The organism is Extibacter sp. GGCC_0201 (assembly GCF_017566055.1).
Taxonomy (GTDB): Bacteria; Bacillota; Clostridia; order Lachnospirales; family Lachnospiraceae; genus Extibacter.
This window is the reverse complement of the sequence record NZ_JABFCH010000018.1, coordinates 50,070-73,844: the sequence shown is the minus strand read 5'-3', so window position 1 is coordinate 73,844 and position 23,775 is coordinate 50,070. Positions and strand designations below refer to the sequence as shown.

General features: G+C 50.2%; 22 protein-coding genes. 21 read left to right on the top strand and 1 reads right to left on the bottom strand.

Features of this window, described 5'->3' with window-relative positions; all coding sequences use genetic code 11:
* Window positions 1-15 precede the first annotated feature (15 nt).
* The 21 genes from HJV72_RS12770 (at window position 16) to HJV72_RS12670 (ending at window position 21,672) form a co-directional block, all read left to right on the top strand.
* Window positions 16-903 carry a D-psicose 3-epimerase gene (locus HJV72_RS12770; protein ID WP_208071442.1) on the top strand — a complete coding sequence of 296 codons (888 nt, stop codon included), beginning with the start codon at window positions 16-18 and terminating at the stop codon, window positions 901-903.
* A gap of 32 nt (window positions 904-935) precedes the next feature.
* On the top strand, window positions 936-2,348 hold the full coding sequence (gene rhaB, locus HJV72_RS12765) for a rhamnulokinase (protein WP_208071440.1): 1,413 nt from the start codon (window positions 936-938) through the stop codon (window positions 2,346-2,348).
* A 48-nt stretch (window positions 2,349-2,396) separates the two neighbouring features.
* Window positions 2,397-3,269, top strand: coding sequence for a D-psicose 3-epimerase (locus tag HJV72_RS12760; protein ID WP_066580063.1), 873 nt, complete (start codon window positions 2,397-2,399; stop codon window positions 3,267-3,269).
* A 152-nt stretch (window positions 3,270-3,421) separates the two neighbouring features.
* A complete protein-coding gene (locus HJV72_RS12755; protein WP_330618984.1) occupies window positions 3,422-4,435 on the top strand; it encodes an aldo/keto reductase family protein in 1,014 nt (337 codons plus the stop codon).
* Between the two features lie 53 nt (window positions 4,436-4,488).
* A complete protein-coding gene (locus tag HJV72_RS12750; protein WP_066580059.1) occupies window positions 4,489-6,030 on the top strand; it encodes an FGGY-family carbohydrate kinase in 1,542 nt (513 codons plus the stop codon).
* A 208-nt stretch (window positions 6,031-6,238) separates the two neighbouring features.
* Window positions 6,239-6,925 (top strand): class II aldolase/adducin family protein, encoded by a 687-nt coding sequence (locus HJV72_RS12745; protein ID WP_066580054.1) that lies wholly within the window; start codon window positions 6,239-6,241, stop codon window positions 6,923-6,925.
* A 24-nt stretch (window positions 6,926-6,949) separates the two neighbouring features.
* Window positions 6,950-7,747, top strand: coding sequence for a DeoR/GlpR family DNA-binding transcription regulator (locus HJV72_RS12740; RefSeq protein ID WP_066580052.1), 798 nt, complete (start codon window positions 6,950-6,952; stop codon window positions 7,745-7,747).
* The gene (locus HJV72_RS12735; RefSeq protein WP_066580050.1) at window positions 7,747-8,598 is read left to right on the top strand and encodes a class II fructose-bisphosphate aldolase; all 852 of its coding nucleotides are present in this window, start codon (window positions 7,747-7,749) and stop codon (window positions 8,596-8,598) included. The genes HJV72_RS12740 and HJV72_RS12735 overlap by 1 nt, the downstream gene beginning before the upstream one ends.
* Before the next feature lie 23 nt (window positions 8,599-8,621).
* Window positions 8,622-10,136, top strand: coding sequence for a xylulokinase (gene xylB / locus HJV72_RS12730; protein ID WP_208071438.1), 1,515 nt, complete (start codon window positions 8,622-8,624; stop codon window positions 10,134-10,136).
* 2 nt (window positions 10,137-10,138) lie between these two features.
* Window positions 10,139-11,188, top strand: a complete 1,050-nt coding sequence (locus tag HJV72_RS12725) for a galactitol-1-phosphate 5-dehydrogenase (protein ID WP_208071436.1) — start codon at window positions 10,139-10,141, stop codon at window positions 11,186-11,188.
* 9 nt (window positions 11,189-11,197) lie between these two features.
* The gene (gene pfkB, locus HJV72_RS12720) at window positions 11,198-12,127 is read left to right on the top strand and encodes a 1-phosphofructokinase (protein WP_066580045.1); all 930 of its coding nucleotides are present in this window, start codon (window positions 11,198-11,200) and stop codon (window positions 12,125-12,127) included.
* Between the two features lie 431 nt (window positions 12,128-12,558).
* Window positions 12,559-13,434 (top strand): MurR/RpiR family transcriptional regulator, encoded by an 876-nt coding sequence (locus tag HJV72_RS12715; protein WP_066580043.1) that lies wholly within the window; start codon window positions 12,559-12,561, stop codon window positions 13,432-13,434.
* Between the two features lie 100 nt (window positions 13,435-13,534).
* Complete coding sequence (locus HJV72_RS12710) at window positions 13,535-14,533, top strand: sugar ABC transporter substrate-binding protein (protein WP_066580042.1); 999 nt, start codon at window positions 13,535-13,537, stop codon at window positions 14,531-14,533.
* A 105-nt stretch (window positions 14,534-14,638) separates the two neighbouring features.
* Entirely contained in the window at window positions 14,639-16,147 is a 1,509-nt protein-coding gene (locus HJV72_RS12705) for a sugar ABC transporter ATP-binding protein (RefSeq protein WP_442899300.1), read from the top strand.
* Window positions 16,131-17,105 (top strand): ABC transporter permease, encoded by a 975-nt coding sequence (locus HJV72_RS12700; RefSeq protein ID WP_117772288.1) that lies wholly within the window; start codon window positions 16,131-16,133, stop codon window positions 17,103-17,105. The genes HJV72_RS12705 and HJV72_RS12700 overlap by 17 nt, the downstream gene beginning before the upstream one ends.
* Before the next feature lie 37 nt (window positions 17,106-17,142).
* Window positions 17,143-18,018, top strand: a complete 876-nt coding sequence (locus HJV72_RS12695; protein WP_208071434.1) for a class II fructose-bisphosphate aldolase — start codon at window positions 17,143-17,145, stop codon at window positions 18,016-18,018.
* Window positions 18,019-18,029: 11 nt separating this feature from the next.
* Complete coding sequence (locus HJV72_RS12690) at window positions 18,030-19,523, top strand: FGGY-family carbohydrate kinase (RefSeq protein ID WP_208071433.1); 1,494 nt, start codon at window positions 18,030-18,032, stop codon at window positions 19,521-19,523.
* A 161-nt stretch (window positions 19,524-19,684) separates the two neighbouring features.
* Window positions 19,685-19,852 (top strand): GNAT family N-acetyltransferase, encoded by a 168-nt coding sequence (locus HJV72_RS20515; protein WP_208071432.1) that lies wholly within the window; start codon window positions 19,685-19,687, stop codon window positions 19,850-19,852.
* Entirely contained in the window at window positions 19,849-20,421 is a 573-nt protein-coding gene (locus HJV72_RS12680) for a DUF6434 domain-containing protein (RefSeq protein WP_208071431.1), read from the top strand. The genes HJV72_RS20515 and HJV72_RS12680 overlap by 4 nt, the downstream gene beginning before the upstream one ends.
* Window positions 20,422-20,563: 142 nt before the next feature.
* Window positions 20,564-21,325: an N-acetylmuramoyl-L-alanine amidase gene (locus HJV72_RS12675; RefSeq protein WP_208071430.1), complete on the top strand. Its 762-nt coding sequence runs from the start codon at window positions 20,564-20,566 to the stop codon at window positions 21,323-21,325.
* A gap of 104 nt (window positions 21,326-21,429) precedes the next feature.
* Window positions 21,430-21,672: a hypothetical protein gene (locus tag HJV72_RS12670; RefSeq protein ID WP_066580028.1), complete on the top strand. Its 243-nt coding sequence runs from the start codon at window positions 21,430-21,432 to the stop codon at window positions 21,670-21,672.
* 79 nt (window positions 21,673-21,751) lie between these two features.
* Here the strand turns inward: HJV72_RS12670 and HJV72_RS12665 are convergent, their stop codons facing one another.
* Window positions 21,752-23,755 carry a DUF5107 domain-containing protein gene (locus HJV72_RS12665; RefSeq protein ID WP_208071429.1) on the bottom strand — a complete coding sequence of 668 codons (2,004 nt, stop codon included), beginning with the start codon at window positions 23,753-23,755 and terminating at the stop codon, window positions 21,752-21,754.
* Window positions 23,756-23,775 lie beyond the last annotated feature (20 nt).

Genomic DNA, 23,775 nt, shown 5'->3' with positions numbered 1-23,775 from the left:
GAAAGGAGAAATGATATGAACAAAATAGGTATTTTCATGAATTTTTGGGTAAAGGACTGGGAGGCGGACCAAATAGCATACATAAAAAAAGCCTCCGCCCTCGGCTTCGATATTCTGGAGTTTCAGGCGCAGGCGCTTCTGGATATGGATAAGGAGAGGATGTCGGAAGTCAGGAAGGCGGCGCTCGGCTCCGGTATCGAGCTGACCTACAGCCTCGGCCTGAATCCACAGTACGATGTCTCCAGCACCGACGGGACAGTGAGAGCCAGAGGAATTGATTACCTTAAACGAATCGTAGAGCGCATCGGGTTCATGGACGGGAAGCTGCTGTCCGGTGTCAACTATGCAGGATGGGGCAGCCCGGACTATATCGTGGATGACAAGAGCGAGATTGTGAAACACAGCATCGAGAGTGTGCGGGAGGTTGTCAAGACGGCAGAAGACTTTGACGTGACGTACTGCGTAGAAGTAGTGAACCGATTTGAAGGTGTCGTAATGAATACGGCGGAAGAGGCGCTTGACTATGTAAAGCAGATTGAGAGTGACAAGGCAGGGATACTTCTGGATACATACCACATGAATATAGAAGAACGTTCAATCGGCGACGCCATCCGCTCTGTGGGCACATACCTGAAACATTTCCACACAGGAGAGAATAATCGTGTCGTTCCGGGGAAAGGGCACCTGGACTGGGATGAGATATTCGGTGCGCTGCATGACATCGGCTATGAGGGGAGCATCGTATCCGAGCCATTCATACAGATGGGCGGTGAAGTCGGAAGAGATATTAAAGTGTGGAGGAACCTCATCGACAATCCGTCAGAGGAGGCCATTGACAGGGAAGCGCAGTTTCTGCTGCAGTTTGAGAAAGACATGATCAGAAAGCACTACGGTACAGCATAAATATTATTCACGACCAGACAGGAGGAAAGGCGATGCCGGTTTATTATTTGGCAGTGGATATCGGAGCGTCAAGCGGACGCCATATTCTTGGCAGCATAGAAGATGGAAAGATAGTTTTGGAAGAGGTATACCGTTTCCAGAATGGAATGATTAAAAAAGATGGACGTCTCTGTTGGGACCACCGGAAGTTGTTTGAACATATTAAGAATGGGATTAAAAGATGCAAAGAGATAGGCAAGATTCCCATCAGCATGGGAATAGACACATGGGGAGTGGATTATGTCCTTCTCGATGAAAATGACGAGGTGCTCGGCGACATGGTGGGCTATAGAGACAGGCGCACGGACGGCATGGACGAAGAGGTATACAGGATCATTCCGGAGAAAGAGCTGTATGAAAGGACCGGAATTGAAAAGATGATGTTCAATACGATATTCCAGCTCATGTCAGAGAAGAAACATAGTCCCGGATATCTGGACCGGGCGAAGGTGCTGCTGTTTGTGCCGGATTATTTCCACTTTCTGCTGACCGGGGTGAAGGTGAACGAATATACGGAAGCGACCACTTCCCAGCTCGTCGATGCCCATGAGAGAAACTGGGATTATGAACTCATAGAAAAGCTTGGGTTTGAAAAAGAGCTGTTCCAGCGCATTGCGATGCCGGGGGAAAAGCTAGGGAAGCTGCGCCCGCATCTCGTGGAGGAATTTGGATTTGACATGGATATCGTTCTGCCCTGCACCCATGACACCGGGTCAGCGATTCTGGCAGTCCCGGCTAACGATGACGATTATGCCTTCATCAGTTCCGGGACATGGTCTCTGCTCGGTGTGGAGAGAGACACGCCGGACTGCACGGAACTGAGCCGCGCCAATGATTTTACGAATGAGGGAGGATATGACTCCAAAATCTGTTATCTGCGCAATATCATGGGCCTATGGATGATCCAGTCCGTAAGGCATAACCTGGACGACAGGTACAGCTTCGCAGAGATATGCGACAGGGCGGCAGAAGCGGACAGCTTTCCGTCCAGAGTCGATGTGACAGACAACTGTTTTATGGCCCCCGACAATATGATCGAGGAGATTAAGAATTACTGCAGGAGGACAGGGCAGCAGGTGCCTGAGACGCTGGGTGAGACAGCCACCTGTGTGTATGCAAGTCTCGCGGAATGTTACGACAGGACGATCAAGGGGATCGAGGCGTCTACCGGCAGGACATACAGCAGAATACATATCGTCGGAGGGGGAGGCAATGCGGAATACCTGAACAAGCTGACAGCCAGGGCGACAGGGAAGGAAGTCCATGTCGGTCCGACGGAAGGGACCGCTATCGGCAACATCGTGGCTCAGATGATCAGCCGCGGAGCATTTTCCGATAAGGAAGAGGCAAGGAACATGATCCATAGGTCATTTGACATTAAAGTATATCACTATCCTGTACGGTGATACGGGAAGGACTGGCAATATAAACATATCCTGAAGGAGGGAACGAAAATGAAACATGGTATCTATTACGCATATTGGGAACAAGAGTGGGCGGCAGATTATAAACGCTATATCGAGAAGGTGGCGAAGCTTGGATTTGATATACTGGAAATTGGAGCCGCGCCGCTGCCGGATTACTCGCGGCAGGATGTTATGGATCTGAAGAAGTGCGCTGATGACAACGGGATTATACTGACGGCAGGGTATGGACCGACCGTCAACCACAATATAGGTTCTTCAGATGCGCAGATAAGGGAAGAGGCGCTAGAATGGTATAAGAAGCTGTTTGAAGTGATGGCGGCCCTCGACATCCATCTCATAGGAGGAGCGCTCTACTCTTACTGGCCGGTAGATTTCGCGGCTGCCGATAAGGCGGAAGACTGGAAGCGGAGCGTGGAAGGCATCCGGAACCTGGCCCCGATAGCAGCCGGGTATAGTATCAATATGGGCATGGAGGTGCTGAACCGCTTTGAAAGCCATATCCTGAATACTTCAGAGGAAGGCGTAAAGTTCGTGGAAGAAGTCGGCATGGACAATGTAAAGGTCATGCTGGATACGTTCCATATGAATATCGAGGAATCCAGCATCGGAGATGCAATACGCCGTGCAGGAAAGCTCCTTGGACACTTCCATACAGGCGAATGTAACCGGATGGTTCCCGGAAAAGGACGCACGCCGTGGCGCGAGATAGGCGACGCCCTCCGCGATATCAGATACGACGGGACGGTAGTCATGGAGCCTTTCGTACGCATGGGCGGCCAGGTCGGAGCCGATATCAAGGTGTGGAGAGATATCAGCAGGGGAGCAGATGAGACGAGGCTGGATGAAGATGCCAGACGCGCGGTGGAATTTCAGAAGTACATGCTGGAATGGAATTCGTAGAATTTGGATTGACAGAATATTGACAATGGTTTAATATATAAATAGATTTTATAAAACTAGTTTACTTATCAGTGCAGTCAAATAATCCGGGCGGATACAGGATGGCATTCTCCTGTCATCCGTCTGTCCGGCAGAGGATGAGGAGGATGCGTATGGAGAGTGTGAATCCGGCGGCAGTTCCGCAGAGAAGGCTGAGCAACGGGATGGTCATCCCCGGTATCGGCATGGGGACATTCGGCAATGACCGGTATACGCCGGAGGAGGTGGCCGATGCGGTATACGGAGCGATAAAAGCCGGATACCGCCTTTTAGACTGTGCGGCAGCTTATGGCAATGAGAGAGATATCGGCCGGGTGCTGTCCCGCACATTCGAGGAAGGGATCGTCAGCCGGCAGGAGCTGACCGTAATGACAAAGCTTTGGAATGACATGCACGGACAGGGGGATGTACTTGTCGCATGTGCCAAGAGCCTCCGGGATCTTGGACTTGACTATGTAGACGTGTATATGGTGCACTGGCCATTCCCGAACTACCATGCTCCGGGTGCCAGGCTTAAAGGCAGGAATCCGGATGCGGTCCCGTTCTCGGCGGCGGAGTATCTGTCGGTGTGGAGGCAGATGGAACAACTGGTTGACATGGGGATTGTCAGAAGTCTTGGCATGTCTAATATGACGATCACCAAGCTCGAGCAGGTGCTGCCGCTGTGCAGGATCAAGCCTGTCGTCCTGGAGGTGGAGATCAATCCTGCCTTCCAGCAGCCGAAGCTTTTTGAATACTGCATCAGGCATGATATCCTGCCGGTTGCTTTCAGCCCGATGGGATCGCCGTGCCGGCCGGAGCGTGATACGGAAGAAGGAGATGTGGTTACATTCGAGATGGAGGAACTTCAGGAAATCGCACGGGCACACCACTGCCATCCCGCTGAGATATGCGTGAAATGGGCCGTGCAGAGGGGACATGTACCCATTCCTTTTTCAGTTTATCCGGAAGAATATACGGGCAACTTAAGATGTACGACAGAAGATTTTCTTACAGATGCCGAGATGGAGATGCTGCAGAAAGCGGACAGGAACGCCCGTCTTATCAAAGGAAAAGTATTCCTCTGGGAAAGTGCCGAAAGCTGGAGGGACATCTGGGACGGCGAGGACGAGTCGAATAATCTTTGAAAGATAGCTGTTATTGCAGAACAATTAGGAAATGATGATTAGGAGGAGATACAATGGAATATTTATTGGGAACGGACATTGGAACATCGGGGACTAAGACGATTCTTATGGATACGAAGGGCAGGCTGATCGCGCAGGACCTGGAAGAATATGACGTGCTTACGCCGAAGCCGCTCTGGGCAGAGCAGTGGCCGGACGTCTGGTATGAGGCTTCCAAAGAATCGATCCGCAAGACCGTTGAAAAAGCGGTGAAGGAATCCGGCGTCAAAAAGGAAGAAATCAAGGGGATTGCCATCAGCGGATTGTATGGCGGCTCCGGCATCCCCCTCGACGAGGAGATGAAGCCTGTAAGGCCTTGCATGATATGGATGGACAGACGTGCCCAGAAGGAGACGCAGTGGGCACTTGACCATATCGGCGAGGAAAAGCTGCTCCAGATCACGCATAACGGTGCAGATCCTTATTATGGATATACGAAGATACTCTGGATGAAGAATAACGAGCCTGAGAACTGGGCCCGGACCAGATTGTTCCTTCCTCCGAATGATTATGTGATATACAAGCTTACAGGGGAAGTTGCCATCGATTATTCTTCCGCGGGCAATATCGGAGGCATCTTCGATATGAACGACCGGGTATGGTCCGAAGAACTGCTGGATGCCATGGATATCCCGCTGTCTATGATGCCTCAGCGGATAGTTGAATCTACGGATATCGTCGGCGGCCTCAAAAAGGAGATGGCCGAAGAGATCGGCCTGTGGGAAGGGCTTCCCGTCATAGCAGGAGGAATCGACTGCGGCGCTGCCAACATCGGGCTCGGCGTATTTGAAGCAGGCGTGTACGCCGCGGCGATAGGGACGTCCATGTGCGCCGCGCTCATCTCCGACCGGCCGGTAAAAGGGAAAGGGCTTATCATATGGCCGTACCTGTATGATGCGAAGAATCTCTCCTACTATTTCGCCGGGGGCAACACGGCAGGTGCCATTATCAAATGGTTCCGGAATACGCTCTGCCAGTGGGAAGTCGAGAACCAGAAGAACGGCGGACCAAGCGTATACGATGTGCTGAACGCTCAGGCGGAAGAGATTCCGGCGGGCAGCGAAGGCCTGGTCGTACTGCCATATTTTATGGGCGAGAGAAGCCCGGTGTGGGATTCTGACGCGAAAGGGACGATAGTAGGCCTGTCCCTCACGCATACGAAGGGGCATATCTACCGCGCCTTCCTGGAGGCGGTTGCATATTGCCTGCGCGATGCCATGGAAGCGACGGGAGAGGATCTGGGAGAATATATCCTTATCGCGGGAGGCGTCACGAAGTCCAAAGTATGGCGACAGATATTCGCCGATGTGACGGGCTATCCGGTCGTCTGCCCTATCTATGATGTAGAAGCCAACATGGGAGATGTTATGCTGGCCGGAATCGGGACAGGAATTCTTACATATGAAGAGGTGAAGAAGTGGCAGGTCCTGGATAAGAAGATTATGCCGGATGAAGAAAACCACAAGAAATATAACGAATATTTCAGGCTATATAAAAATATCTACAGTCATCTGAAAGAAGACATGAAAGCGCTTACCAAAGCACAGGAGCTGTAGGACGATATGAAGGGCAGGAGGCCGTCTCCCGTGGGAAGGGAGACGGCCTCCTGCTTTCTGCTTGTCTTAAAATCCATATCAAAACATAAAAACAACATAAAACCACACATATTTTAGTTGAATTACATGGAATTGTGTGATAGTATCAAGTTAGAAACAACGAAAAACAAAGACAATCCAACCATGTCAGAATAAGGAGGATATGTACATGCAGAGCGAACTTGATATCAAGAAAGAGATGTGCGAGATAGGGAAAAGGGTATACGACCGTGGAATGGTTGCGGCAAATGACGGCAACTTTTCGGTCAAATTAAATGACGACGAATTCTTATGTACCCCGACGGGAGTCAGCAAAGGCTTTATGACGCCGGAATACATATGCAAAGTTGACGCCAAAGGAAATGTAATAGAAGCGAATGAAGGATTCAAGCCATCTTCTGAGATAAAGATGCATATGCGAGTGTATAAGGAGAGAGAAGATGTCAGATCGGTGGTACATGCACATCCCATGTATGCGACAACATTTGCCGTATCGGGCATGGGACTGACGCAGCCCATCATGCCCGAAGCGGTCATAGCGCTAGGCACGGTGCCCCTTGCAAAGTATGGGACGCCATCCACGGAAGAGATACCGGATGCAATCTCAGAGTATCTTCCATACTATGATGCTGTTCTCCTTGAGAACCATGGTGCGCTCACATATGGAGACTCGCTCCTTGGCGCCTATCATAAGATGGAGTCGCTGGAATTCTACGCCAGGCTGTTATACCAGGCCATGCAGGTGGGAGGGCCGCAGGTGCTCGATGAAGAGCAGGTCAAGCGGCTCTACGGCATGAGAAAGCAGTACGGGCTTACAGGAAGGCATCCTGCTGACATGGACAAGGCAGAGAAGTAGGACACAGGATTCGGAGGTGTTAGAATGCTTGCAATAGAAAGACGCAATGACATACTGGAACGTCTGCAGAAGGAAAAGAGAGTCGTCGTCAGTGAGCTGAGCCAGGCATACCAGGTGTCTGAGGAGACGATACGCAGGGATCTGGAGAAGCTGGAAAATGACGGGCTCGTCATAAAGAGTTACGGAGGTGCGGTGCTGAACGAGCATAGCATCTTCGACCTGCCCTTCAATATAAGGAAGAATCAGAAGATTGTCGAAAAGCAGAAGATGGCAGACCTGATTGTCGGGATGGTCCGGGACGGGGAAGCCATCATGCTGGACGCCAGTTCCACAGATGTGTACATAGCCAAAGCGCTCAAAGAAAAGAAGAAGCTCACCGTTATCACGAATTCCGTTGAGATCATCGTGGAACTGTTTGATATGCCCGAGTGGAGCGTAATCTCCACCGGCGGCGTATCCAGGGAGAAGTCATTTGCCCTTGTCGGCCCGCACACCGACCGCATGATCCAGTCTTACCATGTGGACAAAGCGATCATCTCCTGCAAAGGGCTCAGCCTGGAGGCAGGCATCACAGATTCGGATGAGCAGGACGCGAACAGTAAGAAGATGATGCTGGGATCGGCAAAGGAGAGGATACTCGTGGCAGACAGCTCCAAGTTTGGAGAGATTGCTTTTACAAAAGTTGCCGAGTGGACTGACCTGACGAAGATCGTGACGGACAGGAAGCCGGGAGGACAGTGGCTTCAGGAGTTTGAAAAGAACAGAATCGAATGTATCTATCCGGGAAAAGAGAAAGAGTCAAAGGAAAAGGAGAAAAAATAATGCCATTAGTAACATCAGAACAAATGTTGTTGGATGCCCAGAAGGGCGGATATGCCGTAGGCGCGTTTAATGTAGAGAATATGGAGATGGTCAAGGCCGTCATAGGAGCGGCGGAGGAGGTCAAGGCACCGGTCATGCTGCAGACGACGCCGTCCACAGTAAAATATGGTTCGCTCGATACCTATTATGGAATGGTCGCGGCGGAAGCGGGCAGGGCGTCTGTTCCCGTATGCCTCCACCTGGATCACGGCAGCAGCTTTGAGCTTGCGGTACAGGCTATGAAAGCAGGCTATACCTCTGTCATGATTGACGGTTCCCATGAAGCATTTGAAGAGAACATTGCGCTCACAAAGAAGGTGGCTGATGTCGCTAAGGCCTTTGGCATCCCTGTCGAGGCAGAGCTTGGCAAGGTGGGCGGAAAAGAAGATGACCTTGAGGCTGACGCGGATACGAATACCGACCCTGCGGAGGCGAAAGAATTTGCCGAACGGACAGGGGCAACCTCTCTTGCAATCGCCATCGGGACAGCCCACGGATTCTATGCGGGTACGCCGGTACTGGATAAGGAGCGGGTGAGCCAGATCAAGGAAGTCGTACCGGTTCCGCTTGTACTCCATGGCGCGTCAGGCCTTAGTGATGAAGATGTGAGGGAATGTGTCAGCAGAGGAATGTGCAAAGTGAATTTTGCCACGGAGCTGCGTGTCGCATATACGGACGCGTGCAAGAAGCTTCTGGAAGAGAAGCCGGAGACATTTGACCCGAAGAAGCTTGGGAATGTCGGTATGGAAGCTGTGAAAGAGCTTGTCAAGGGCCGCATGAAAGTATGCGGATGTGACGGCAAGGCATATTAGAAGCAGAAAGAATGAGTGGTGCTATGGAACAGTATTTATTGGGAATCGATATTGGAACGAGTGCATGCAAAGTTGCGGTATTCGATGGGAACGGTCATGTACAGGCCAGTGCCAGCGGGAGCTACAACGTATACTATCCCCATCCGGGATGGGCGGAACAGAACCCGGAGGAGTGGTGGCAGGCGGTCTGCTCCGCAGTCAAATCAGTCATTGAAAAGGGCAAGATCAAGCCGTCTGACATCGCGGGCATCGGCATTGACGGGCAGAGCTGGTCTGCCATTCCCATCGACGGAGATGGAAATGTACTGGCCAACACGCCCATCTGGATGGATACGAGAGCGGCCGCCATCTGTGAGGAGACGGGCCGCCGTATCGGCGTGAAGAGGATATTTGACGTGTGCGGCAACCCGTTCAAGCCTTCTTACACTACGCCAAAGGTGCTCTGGTATAAGGAACAGATGCCGGAAGTGTACAAGAACACGGACAAGATCCTGCAGTCCAACAGCTATATAGCATTTAAGCTGACCGGGGAAGTGACGCAGGAGCTGACACAGGGATACGGGCACCATTGCTTCAGCATGAGGCACGGTACGTGGGATAAGGATATGTGCCGTGAACTTGGCATGGAACCCGACATGCTGCCGGACATCTGTGCGAGCCATCAGGTCATCGGCAACGTGACGGCCAGGGCAGCTGCGGAGTGTGGGCTGGCAGAAGGGATACCTGTCGTGGCAGGCGCGCTCGACGCCGCATGCGGAACGCTTGGAGCAGGAGCCATACATCCCGGCGAGACGCAGGAGCAGGGGGGCCAGGCCGGAGGCATGAGCATCTGTATGGATACATACAAGGCGGACGAGCGGCTTATCCTGAGCTTCCATGCCGTTCCGGGACAGTGGATCCTTCAGGGAGGAACGGTCGGAGGCGGAGGCGTCATGCGCTGGCTGGAGCATGAATTTGCAGACTATGAACGGTTGAAAGGGAAAGAGACCGGCAAGAGTTCCCTGGAGCTTTTTAATGAGCTGGCCGAAAAAGTCTCCGAGGGAAGCGATGGCGTGGTGTTCCTCCCTTATATGTCAGGAGAGCGTTCCCCTATCTGGGATCCGCATGCGAAGGGAGTCTATTACGGGCTGGATTTCAGCAAGACGAAAGGACATTTTATCAGAGCGGCAATGGAAGGGGTAGCCCTGTCGCTGAGACACAACCTGGAAGTGGCAGAACAGGCGGGGGCATCGGTCAGTGAGCTTCGCTCTATGGGCGGCTCTGCCAATTCCCTGCTCTGGACGCAGATCAAGTCCGATGTGACCGGCAAGAGGATTGTCGTGCCGTCATCCGATACAGCCACCACGCTTGGGGCCGTCATCCTTGCGGGCGTCGGGGTGGGCATGTACAACAGCTTTGATGAGGCTGTCAAAAAGACGGTTGCAGAGAAGCGGTATCATGACCCTGATATTGGAAAGCAGGAAACATATACGAAGAATTATAGAGTATATCTGAAGCTGTATGAGAATCTCAAAGCAGTTATGAAAGGAGAAGAATAACGATGAAAGCAGCGGTTGTATGTGCAAATGAGGATGTACGGTATCTGGACTATGAGGAGCCGAAGGCAGAGCCGGGGATGGTAAAGGTGAAGGTAAAAGCCTCCGGCATATGCGGTTCTGATATTCCAAGGGTGCTTCACGATGGAGTGCATTTTTATCCGATTGTCCTGGGACATGAGTTCTCCGGAGATGTCGTGGAGACCGGAGAAGGGGTCACTAGGGTAAAGGTCGGAGACAGAGTATCAGGCGCGCCTCTGCTGCCGTGTATGAAATGCGACGACTGCCAGAACGGCAACTTCTCTCTCTGCAAGAAGTACAGCTTTATCGGTTCCAGGCAGCAGGGCAGCAATGCAGATTACGTCGTCATCCCGGAACAGAATGCGGTCGTATTTGACAAGTCCGTCTCCTATGAGCAGGGGGCGATGTTTGAACCGTCTACCGTCGCGCTCCACGGAGTGTTCCAGAATGATTATAAGGGCGGCGGATACGTAGCTGTGCTTGGCGGCGGGACGATCGGCATGTTTACGATGCAGTGGGCGAAGATATTCGGCTCTAAGAAAGTCGTCGTGTTTGACATAAGCAAAGAACGTCTGAACCTTGCGAAGAAGCTCGGCGCTGACACGGCCATAAATACAGCCGACGAGGGCTATATGGAAAAAGCGATGGATATTACCGGCGGCAAGGGTTACAGCTATGTATTCGAGACCGCAGGGCAGGTACCGACGATGCAGATGGCGTTTGAGCTGGCAGCCAACAAGGCACATGTCTGCTTTATCGGGACGCCTCACGCCGACCTGACATTTACGCCCGCGATGTGGGAGAACATGAACCGGAAAGAGTTCAAGCTGACAGGTTCCTGGATGTCTTACAGCGCCCCGTTCCCAGGGAGAGAGTGGGAGCTGACCGCACATTATTTTGCGACAGGGCAGCTGAAGTTCGATCCGGGCTTCATCTACAAGAAGATGCCTATGCAACAGGCGCAGGAGGCATTTCAGATGTTTCATACACCGGGGCTCGTCAAAGGAAAAGTGCTGCTCGTCAACGAAGATTAGGAGGTTGCCATGATACTGACAGTTACATTGAATGCGTCAATTGATAAGCGGTATGTGCTGGAAGAATTTAAGGTAGGTGAAGTCAACCGGCTGAAGCATTGCCAGTATACGCCTGGGGGAAAAGGGCTGAATGTGTCCAGGGTCATCCGGATCGCAGGAGGAGATACGACTGCCACCGGTTTTGTTGGCGGCCACGCAGGCAAGTATATCGAGGAGGCGCTCGGGGATTTTGGCGTAACCTGTGCGTTCTGCCATGTGGACGAGGAAAGCCGTTCCTGCGTGAACATCTGGGACGGGAAGAACTGCATCCAGACGGAACTTCTGGAACCAGGCTTGTCCGTAGGAGAAGCAGATTTTGAGCGGTTTATAGAACAATACCGTGAGCTTGCCGTACGTGCAGACGTAGTGGCTGTCTCCGGAAGTGTCCCGCGGGGGCTTGACGGCACGGCTTACCAGCGTCTTGTCGCTATTGCCAAAGAGGCAGGCAGAAAGGTCATACTGGATACGAGCGGTGCACTTCTTAAGCAGGGGATAGAGGCGGGACCGGCCCTCATCAAGCCAAACATCGATGAGATACGTATGCTCACAGGGAAGGACTGCGGCAGGTTGGACGATATCATAGAGGCGGCACGGGCCATCCATGAAGCCGGCGTAGAGAATGTGGCAGTTTCCCTTGGTGCCGACGGCTCTCTCGTCGTGTGTGGCGAAGGCATCTACCGTGCCGTGGTACCGAAGCTTGACACGGTCAATACGGTGGGCTGCGGCGACTCCATGATTGCCGGATTTGCCCTCGGGCTGGAGGAAGGCTGCGGCATGGAAGAGACGCTTCGGAAAGCGAGCGCCATCTCCGCGGCTGCGGCTCTTCAGGAAGAGACCGGAATCTTTGATGTGGAAGACATGGAGAGGATATATGACAAGGTAGAGATTCAGAGGTTATAAAGTGATATAGTAAGAAATTATATTTAATATCTGTCAAATGTATGAAACGGCTGTAGACAATATTTGTCTGCAGCCTATTTCATTTCCATCATCAAAAAGAAAATGAGTAAAAAAATACAATAAATAGAAATATTTAATTGCACTGAGCTGATTTGAATTTATAATAACAGTAAGGTGTTTCTCTCTGAAAATGATTTTCAAGGAAATTCAAGGAGACAGGCATGTCAATGTAGGGTATTTCAAAGGAGGTGCATAAATATAAAATAGGTTATTTGTGAATATTGTATAAAAAGTCCTTGCTGATAAAAAAGAAATAATAGTTGTTGACAAAAAAGATAATCATTGATATTATTATGTTGAAAATAGTTTTCATGAAAATATAAAACATAAATATAGTATTCATAAAAATTATTTCTATACCAGGAGGATGAATGAAAAAACTTAGTAATACCGCAACACCAGAAATTCTTATCAATATTAAACGTAATATGCATCATATGAGTCCGGCCATGAACAAGCTTGCCAAATATATATTGGAAAATTATAAGAAGCTCGACGGCATACAGATTCATCAGCTTGCAAAGGAAAGCGGGGTCAGTGAAGCTACTATTACAAGGTTCGTAAAAGAGATAGGGTTTCAGAATTACCAGGCTTTTGTGCTTCAGATGGCCAAGGTAAATACAAAAAAAGAACAGTCTGCGCTCAGTTATGGGAGCATCCAGGAGGATGACGATGTGTCTACAATCTGCAACAAGGTGTTCTCCATGAACATCCAGACGATAACGGACACGCTCAGCATTCTGGATACGGATAAGATCGTACATGCCGTAGAAGCAATTGCAGATGCAAGGCGAATTATGATATTTGCCCAGGGCCGTTCCCAGGTTACTGCTAAAAGCCTTCGCCAGAGACTCAGCAGGCTTGGCTTGAGCCCATGCCTTTATACGGATGCACATGACGGCGCGATCGCTTCATCATTGGCAGATAAAGAGGATGTTGTAATTGGAATCAGCACATACGGACGGTCAAGAATGGTTGTGGCTAATATGGAGCGGGCAAGAAAAAAGGGTGCCGTTACAATAGCAGTCACAAGTTATGACAATACTCCACTGGAACAATTTGCAGACATCGTCCTGAAGACTGTGAACAATGAAAATCTTAATTTTGGCTATGAGCCGTCCTGCGCGACGGTAACTCAGATGATCATGCTGGACTGCCTGTATATACTGCTGTATCTGAAGGACAAGGAAATGTCGGATAAATATATCAATACGTCGATAGAAGCAGTAGAAGAAGAGAAGATGTGACGTCAAGGACTTTTTATACAATATGAAAAAGGTAATTTGCCTGGTACCGGGCAGAGAATACACTTTAAGACAAACAATCTATTTTAAGGAGGAAACGGCTATGAAGAAACGAATCATGGTTGCGCTGCTGTCAGCGGTAATGGTCATGAGCATGGCACTGACGGCATGTGGCAGCAAAGAGGAAAGTCCGAAAGAGGACGCCAAAAGTGGAGCAGCTGAAGACAGTGAAGACAAGGGCGGAGGACATAAGTACGGTTTTACATGTATGACTATGAACAATCCGTTCTTTACCACAATCGAAGGTTCCATCCGTAAAGAAGTAGAAGCAAACGGTGACGAGCTGATTACGCTTGACACAAAGCAGGATATCGCTACGCAGATACAGCAGATCGAGGACATGATCAACCAGGGCATTGAAGTCTTGTTCTTATGCCCGGTGGATTCGGAAGGCATTGCACCGGCGCTTGACATGTTGAAGGATGCCGATATTCCGGTTGTCAACTTTGATACGGATGTTACAGATAAAGATAAAGTAGATACCATCCTGGTCTCTAACAATGAATACGCGGGACAGGTGGTCGGCGAGGCTATGGCAGAAAGATATCCGGACGGCGGCAAGATCGCGATACTGGATGCGCCATATGCAGCAGCTTGTGTGCAGCGTGTAGAAGGGTTTATGAAGGGTCTCGGAGATGCCAAAGACAAATTTGAGATTGTTTCACAGCAGAATGGAAAAGGCGATACGGCAGAATCGCTGCCCATTGCAGAGAACATCATCCAGGCTAATTCGGATTTGATTGGATTCTTCTGTATCAATGACCCTTCCGCCTTAGGCGCATATTCGGCAGTAGAGTCAGCGGGCCTCACTGACCAGATCGCAGTATTTGGATGTGACGGTTCACCCGATGCCAAGAAATCTATAGAAGAAGGCGGCATGGCTGGTACCGGGGCACAGTCTCCGATTAATATTGGCAAGCAGTGTGTGGAAGCGGCCAATAAGATCATGGCGGGAGAGAAAGTAGATAAAGAAATCAAAGTAGATACTTTCTTAATCACAAAAGAGAATGTGAAAGATTACGGGACAGATGGGTGGCAGTAAGATAGTGCAGATAATTGCCGTCAGCATAGTGCTGGCGGCTTTTTGCATCATAAAAGAGATAAATTTGTGTTCTATTTATGCAAAAAAGCAGGGAGTAGGTGAGCGTTGTTGAGTGAATTAGCGTTGCAGATGATTAATATCCATAAGAAGTTTCCCGGTGTATATGCATTGAAAAACGTAGGTCTGGAGGTCAGAAAAGGCGAGGTACATGCATTGCTCGGCGAAAACGGAGCCGGCAAATCCACACTGATAAAAGTCCTTGGCGGGATCTACCACCCTGAGGAGGGAGACATCTATATTGACGGGCACAAGGTGGCGATGAACTCGGTCAGGGATGCAAAAGAGCATGGGATCAGCATTATCCACCAGGAGCTTTTGCTCGTCCCACAGATGACGGTTGCAGATAATATGTTTTTGGATGAGGCCCCAGATAAATATGGCTACATTGACCGTAAAAGATCAAGAAAAGATGCACAGCAGGCGCTGGAAGAGATGGGGGTGGACATCGACGCCGATGCAAAGGTTTCTACCCTTAGCGTTGCCCAGCAGCAGATTGTAGAAATTGTAAAGGCTGTAAGACAGCGGTCAAAGATTATCGTGATGGATGAGCCTACATCTTCTCTTTCTGACAATGAGATCCAGATGCTGTTCGAGATTGTGAGAAACCTCAGAAAAAAGGGTACTGCGATTATATTTATTTCCCATAAGCTGGAAGAATTATTTGAGATAACGGACCGCATCACGATTATGCGGGACGGGGAGCTGATAAAAACTGTAGTTACAAAAGACACGGACAGTGAAGAGCTGATTTCCCTCATGGTAGGCAGGACGCTGGACAACTATTATGTACGGGATTCATTTGAGAAGGGCGAAGTAGTCTTGAAGGCAGAGCATCTTGAGCAGGAAGGAACACTTCATGATATAAATTTTGAACTACATAAAGGAGAGATACTGGGATTCGCAGGGCTGGTCGGTGCAGGAAGAACGGAGCTGATGCAGGCTCTCTTTGGTATCACGAGGTTACAAGGCGGCAACATCTATGTAAAAGGGGAACGGGTGAATATCAATGACCCTCTGTCTGCGATGAAAGCCGGAATTGCGCTTGTACCGGAGGATAGGAAGCTCCAGGGGCTGATACTGAAAAATACGGTCGGCTTTAATATGACGATTACCGTCCTGAAGGAATTTATCAAAGGGGTACGGGTAAACAGGAAAAAAGAAAAAGACATGCTGGATACGTATCAGAAGCTGCTGGGAATCAAGACACCGTCCTACAGCCAGAGGGCAGGCAACTTAAGCGGAGGCAACCAGCAGAAGATCGTCATTACGAAATGGCTGGCGGTCAAGCCGGATGTGCTTATTCTGGATGAACCTACAAGGGGAATCGATGTGGGCGCGAAGGCCGAGATATACTCCATTATGAATGAGCTGACGAAGAAAGGGATGTCCATCATCATGGTTTCGTCTGAGATGCCGGAAGTAATGGGGATGAGTGACAGGATCTGCGTGATGAGTGAAGGCAGGCTCACGGGGACTGTCAGCAGGGAAGAATTTTCACAGGAGAGAATATTATCATACGCATTGGAGGGAAGAACTGATGAAGGCAGAAAATAGAGAAAGAAGAGTGACAGCGGGAAACAAGTCGTTTCTTAAGGAGAATGTTGCAATAATCAGCGGTCTTGTCATATTATGTCTGTTTTTGACATTCATGTCCGATTCCTTTTTGACGCAGAGCAACCTGATGAGCCTGCTCCGTCAGATGACCAATAATGTCTTTCTGACATTAGGGGTCATGATGTGTATCATCATAGGCGGCATAGATATATCCGTAGGTTCGGTGTTTGCACTGGGGGGGACGGTAGCAGCAGGCATGATTGCCCACTATCATGTGCCCATACCTGCCGCAATCATGCTGGGACTTCTTGCGGGAGCCGCATGTGGTGCATTCAATGGCTTCTTCGTGTCCATGGTAAGAGTACCGGCATTCATCGCGACGATGGCCATGCTCAATATTGCCAGAGGGATTGCTTACCTGATGACAAATGCGGAACCCATCCGGTGCACGGAGAAAGCATTTACCAACCTGGGGACTGGGAGGCTTGGCATTATTCCGCTCCCGGTCATCTATGCGGTAGCATGGGTTATCTTGATATGGCTGTTCCTGAATAAGACGAGGATGGGGAGATATGTGTATGCCGTGGGCGGAAATATGGAAGCAGCCAGGTTTTCTGGAATCAATATCAAAGTCGTGCAGTTTACCGTGCATACGCTGTCTGGCTTTCTGGCGGCATGGGCCGGGATTGTCATGGCGGCCAGGATGTATTCGGGACAGCCCGCCGTCGCTGTCGGCTGGGAGATGGATGCAGTGGCGGCCAGCGCACTCGGAGGAGTCAGCCTGATGGGCGGTTCCGGCAGCGTGGTAAGTGCCATGATTGGCGTCCTGATTATAGGAGTCCTCAAAAATGGGTTGAACCTGATGAATGTCAATTCATTCTGGCAATTGATCGTACAGGGCCTTGTGGTACTGGCGGCAGTTTCCATGGACATGGTAAAGCAGAGAAAGCAAAGATAAGCGGCAAAATACGAGAATACATAAGGAGGAAGAAACAATGTTAGTAAGTTTACAGGAAATGTTACAGGAGGCGGAGAAAAATAATTTTGCAATCGCATCGATTAATACCCCGAATCAAATCTCATTAAGGGCTGTAATCGAGGCGGCAGAGGATACAGGAATGCCGGTGACGATAAACCACGCGCAGACAGAGGAAAGCGTTGTCCCAATAGAGGTTGCGGTACCGTTAATGCTGGATTATGCAAGGAAATCAACAGCGGCAATCTCTGTCCATGTGGATCACGGTTTTGATTTCAACCACTGCATGAAAGCGGTAAGGCTTGGCTGCACTTCGATTATGTATGACTGTTCCAGATTTCCGCTGGAGAAAAATATCGAGGAGGTCAGGAGGTTCGTAGATATCGTGAAGCCCCTTGGAATAGGAGTGGAAGCAGAGCTTGGCGCCATGCCCAATAACATGCCAAGTGATGTACATGGACAGGAGACGAGCGACCTGTCAGATTTAAGCGTATATTTTACCGACCCGAAAGAGGCGGAGGTATTCTGTGAGAGGTCGGGCTGCGATGTGCTGACGACATCCTTTGGAACGGTCCATGGCGTATACGCAGGGGAGCCGAATCTGGATATAGAACGGATTAAAAAGATTAAGAGCCTGGCGGGGGATGTGCATCTCGGTATGCACGGCGGTTCAGGGACCCCGTTTGACCAGATTCAGGCGGCTATATCAGCGGGAATAAAAAAAATCAATTATTTTACCGCGATTGATACGGCGCCTGCCCCATATCTTATGAAGACGATACAGGAATCGAAAAATCCGGTAAACTTCTGCAATCTGGCCAATCAGGCCATGGAGATTATATACGAGAGAACGGTGGAGGTACTGAACGCATTTAAAAATGCATCGCATACATAAGAGGAGCGGTCATGTTTTTAGGAATTGATATCGGAACATCCGGCATTAAGGCAACTATTATAGATGAAAAAGGAAATATGTGCGCCAGGGCCTACCGGCCGCTTCGGACCTATGGATTAGAAGAGAGGAAGCGGGAACTCTCTCCTGTCCAGGTGAAGGAAGAGACGCTTCAGGCGGTGGCGGAGGTGCTGCATACATCCCCGGCAGAGGAGATCAGGCTGATTACGGTTGCCTCCCTGGGGGAGGCGGTCGTCCCGGTAGGTGCTGACGGAGGCGCTTTGATGAACAGTATCATTGGATCTGATTCCAGGGGGAGTGAAGAGCTTGAAGAAGTGGCCTGCCGGTTTGGAGAGGAACAGCTCACAGAGATAACAGGGCTGAACCTAAGCTACATATATTCTTTGAACAAGATGCTTTATATCCGGGCGCACTATCCGGAGATACACAGAAAAGTATGGAAATATATGTGCTTTACTGACTATATAGGCTTTGTCCTGACAGGGGAGGCCGTCATAGACTATTCCATGGCGTCAAGGACGATGGCTTTTGACATTAGAAAAAAACGGTGGTCAGATGAAATCCTTAATGCGGTACAGATGAGTAAGGATCTTCTGTCCCATCCGGTTCCGGGCGGTACGGTGGCTGGATCTCTCAGGAAGGAGATAAAAGAGGAGCTTGGCATCTTTTATGATATACCGGTTCTGGTGGGAAGCCACGACCACATATTTAATGCTATCGGTGCAGGTGCGATAAAGCCGGGAATCTGCTCGAATACAGTCGGAACGACAGAAGGGATAACAACGGTGCTCGGCGGCAGAATAGACAGCAGAAGTATCCGTGAGAATCTCATCTCCTGTGAACCTTTTGTCCGGCCGCATCTATATAATACCGTCGCGTGGCATAATGCAGCCGGGGCAGGTGTAAACTGGTTTCTTGACAATTTTTTCGGAGGGTCTGAGGAACCAAAGGAGCAAACCCTTGCCGGCCTGAACGGGCAGCAGGGCCATCATCCGTCTAATCTGCTTGTAGTGCCACATTTTGCCGGAGCAACGGCGGGGCACATGGATGAAAAGGCAAAGGCGGCAGTAATCGGGATTACGATGGCCACAGGCAGGGAAGAAATCTACAAGGCGATACTTGAAGGGACCGCATTCGAGTGCAGGGTCATTCTTGACAGCATCCGTCATGCCGGGATTCCCGTCAATAAGGTTGTTGTAAGCGGCGGCGGAAGCAGATCATCTCTTTGGATGCAAATCAGATCCAGTATCCTGGGAAGAGAGCTGTATTGTTCGGCGTGTGCAGATACCGGCGCTTTAGGTGGCGCTGTTCTTGGAGCGGTGGTGCTCGGCCTTTATCGTTCTCTTAAGGATGCGGCAGGCCAGATGGTACGGCCAGGAACTGTGGTGGAGCCGGAAGCAGAGGCAGTAAGAATATATGAGGAGCGTTATGAGCTGTACCGGCAGATGTATGGAAGGTTAAGAGATATTAATGAACGACTGTCTTAGAACGGGGGTATTCATAATGAAAAAGCAGAGGAAAATTCATAACTAGGACTAGCCGAAGCGCCGTCAGCTTGGTACAATAGTATAAACTGGCTGACGCAGTAAGATGAGAAGAAGATAGATTTCATTGGGTGCGCCTAATCTTGAATTGAGGGGAGAATGAGATGAACACACCGGTATTAGAGACTGACAGACTGCTGCTAAGGCCGTTTTGTAAAGAGGATGCCCGCGACGTCTATGAATGTTGGGAAAGTGATCCCGATGTTGCGCGTTATATGTTCTGGAGCAGCCATAATGATATCGAAAAGACAAAGGAATGGAGGGTCAGATGAGTGATAGACCTGCTTTGAATCAAAGCTTAGACAGTAAAACATTTAAGAGCTATTATTATCTAAAAGAAGAACTCGTTGACTTCTGCAGAAGGAACGGCCTGCCGGTATCGGGCGGGAAGATGGAGATAGCAGAAAGAATCTCTTGTTTTCTTGATACGGGTAAAGTGCAGGCGGCGAGGACGACGAGAAAGGCTGCGGCGAATACGAAAGTTATGACCGAAGATTCGATAATAGAACCTGATTTTGTATGTACGGAGAGGCACCGGGCATTTTTTAAAGAAAGAATCGGCAAAGGGTTCTCGTTCAATGTTGCATTTCAGAAATGGCTGAAGAGCAATGCGGGCAAATCGTATGGAGATGCCATAGATGCCTATCATAGGATTGTAAAAGAGAAGAAGCAGGGGAAGACGGTCATTGACAGACAGTTCGAGTACAATACCTATATACGGGATTTTTTTGAAGACAATAAAGGAAAATCGCTGGAGGAAGCCATCGCATGCTGGAATTATAAGAAAGGGATAAAGGGGCATAACCGATATGAAAAGTCGGATCTTACGGCACTGAACTGATTTTATGTAACATCCTTGAATAGACAAGGCAGTATGAATGAAAATCACGTCATACTGCCTTGTCTATTGTTAAATACCAGAGGTTCCCAACTGCCTTGTCCCTGCATATCCTATTATAGAATGTTGTGAAAGGGGATTTTTTATGCCATATTCAGTCATGGTGGATGCGGGCCACGGCGGCCGTGATCCAGGCGCTGTCTACAACGGCAGACAGGAAAAGGACGATACGTTACGTCTTGCCCTGGCAGTGGGTGAGATATTGCAGGACAATGGAATAGATGTGTCCTACACGAGGACGACAGATGTATATGAGACACCATTTGAGAAAGCGACGAAAGCAAATAATGCGGGGGTAGATTTCTTCTTGTCCATCCACAGGAATTCTTTCCCGACGGATAATCAGGTATCAGGGGTGGAAAGTCTTGTATATGACTTGTCAGGGCTCAAATACCAGGTGGCCCAGGACATCAATGACCAGCTGGAGGCGGTGGGATTTGTAAATCTAGGCGTGAAGGCAAGGCCGAACTTGGTCGTGCTGAGAAGAACAAAGATGCCGGCGGTACTGGTGGAGGCCGGATTTATCAATTCCGATACAGATAATATGCTCTTTGACAATAATTTTGATGCCATCGCACAGGCGATCGCCTCAGGCTTTCTTGACGCCCTCAACTCAGCGGGGGTCATCCAGGAGAACTATTACAGAGTACAAGTCGGCCTGTTCAGGAACTGGAACTATGCGGAACGACTGCGCAATGAGCTGCTGGAGCAGGATTACCCCGCATTTATCGATGATTCGGGTCCGTACTTAAGCGTCCAGGTAGGAGGATATGACAATTTAAGCGATGCGGTCGATATGGAAAGAAGACTGAAGATGGACGGCTATCAGACCTTGATCATCAGCTGACATTTAACGTAGATTTATCACCAGTCCACGGGTTCCCTTAACAATACTAAATTATAATAAAGACAGCAAAGAGATGAGAACGAATTTAGTGAGGAGGTATTGTGATGAAAAGATTGTGGGAACTGATAAATAGAGTATTTCAAAACGACTCCGCGACAGGTGTATTTCTTGCGGTCAATATTATATGCTGGTCCGCCGCGGCCCTTATAACAGGCATGGTCTTCTGTATAGCGTCAGGCGCATCAGTGTGGGTGTATGCGACAAGCATCATGTGCGCCGCCATTTATGTCGGAATAATCTTCGGGCTGTTCGGCGGCATAATATTTCTGATGAGAAACCGGGTATAGGGACAGGGTAAAATGAATTGGGGACGGAGGTTTTTTAAAAAACCTCCGTCCCCAATTCATTTTACCCTGTCCCTATTCGTCAGAACATTCTTAAGTCCAGATTTTTAGGGAGCTTGCTGGAATCGATGTGATGTGCTCTGGCGTATGCGAACCAGATATCGGTTATCTTCGTCTCTCCTTCCCGGATGGAAGCGTATTCTTTTTGGAAAGCTTCTTCGAGGAAGGCCCAATTTTCCAAATGGAGGGCGGCTTCGCATTCGAGCAGGTATATACGCTCCTCCTCCTTCAGATGTACGGGCAGCCTGCGGTACAGGCTGTCTATCGTGTCCCACTGTCTGTCTTTGGAGAGGAGCTGGAAGTATTCCTGAAGGTAGGCGTGGTCCGCATCCAGATATGTATCGAAGGGAATCTGCTCCATGTGCCGGACCGCCTTCCTGAGGTTCCCTTCCTGATTCGCCGCGTAGGCAAGATTGCGGTGCAGGATCGGGAGAGGCTTCTGGAGCAGGCATTCTTCCCATAAGGAGACGGCATCATCGTAGCTGCCATTCTCATACAGGCATACGCCGAGGAGGAGCCGCCCGGTAATGCTGTCCGGGTGGCTGGCCAGGTAACGTTCGAGATACGGTATATAATTGACGTCTGTCATCCACGAAGCAGGAAGATGAACCTCGTCTGTTTCAGGCAGCGTGCGGCCTTCCATCAGTCTGAGCCATAGCTCCTGCTCTGCACCCAGGCTTTCTTCCGGGAAGGACAGGCAGGACGGCAGAGGAGACTTATGCTCCAGGCGCCGCCGTCTGTCCTCCAGCGCGCCCCACCCGTGTCCGCAGTGCAGCACCGTCTTGCAGGGAAGGGCAGCAAGGCTTCGGCAGCGGGCGTCCATCCGGGCGACTTCCGAAGCGGGGATAGACCGCTCCACAGCCTGATGCACGAGTGAACGCGCTTGGCTGTAGGAGTCCAGGTTCCCCTCTCCCGGCTGTACGGCCGCGGTACCGAATATCTGGGTGAACTCCATGCGGCTCCTGGCATCCATATCCATGCCGTGCAGCTGTGTCGGCGCAAGCCCGGCCTGGATCTCGATATAGTCGCCCTGTCCCGGAACAGACAGGTAACCGCACCAGTTGCGTCCGCCGCTATGGCTGCCCCAGCAGAACATCTTGCGGATGCGAAGCGGCTGTGTGGAGCGTTCACAGAATACCGAACCGTCCGTGTAAGAGACAGCCTCCCATGGAGCCGGGTCGGACATGGGATTCTGGAAAAAGTATTCGCTGGAGTAGTCAAAGCACAGGGAATAGGAGGCATCCTTTCCGGGCAGTACGGGAAGATGGGGAAGCCGTCCGCGTCCGAAGCAGTGTTCTGAACCTTCCGCCTGAGACTGGGGTTCTATGTACAGGACGTCTTCCGTGCCGGAAAACACACGGCTGCCCGCCTTCTCAGGAACGGCAATGTTCGTCCACCAGTACATGGGCACGCTGTGATCCTGGTCATTTAGAATGGTGACATGGGCGGTGAGGCTGCGAGCCCCCTGTGGCAGATGGAAATCAATCTGCCAGGCAAGTCCTCTCGTCCTCTCATAGTCGTACATGCGGAGAAATTCTTCCTCTTTGCCGTCACGGATGCTGCCCGTTCCGACACTGGCAAAAAACACGTCGTCACAGGTAGTAAACGTGTGCCCCAGCTGCGCAATATTCCATTCGATCCCTCCAGAAAACCAGGCATCCCGGATGGCGAGATTGGCCGGCTGCATGACGGGATTGCGATAGAGCAGCTCCCGGCCGGACGGTTTCTCCTGCAGGGAATAGAGGCGGCCTCCAAATTCAGGAAGAAACTCAGCGCGCAGATGTTCGTTCTCCAATACGACAGTAGAAAGCGACAGCTCATCCTTCACTCTCGTATACCGGTCCTGCATCTTGTAGGGAAGAACGCGGAACGCTGATTCATACCCGAAATGTGCCAGCTCCTCCGGAAGCATCGTCCCATTGCTTTTAGGGGATTTATGTTTCCGGCGGTCTCTGAAGAGAGGAAGGGGGTTGCAGCCTTCCGGTCTTGCTCCATTTATCTTAAGAATACCTTTCGTTATTGACATGACCATATTCTCCTTCTTAA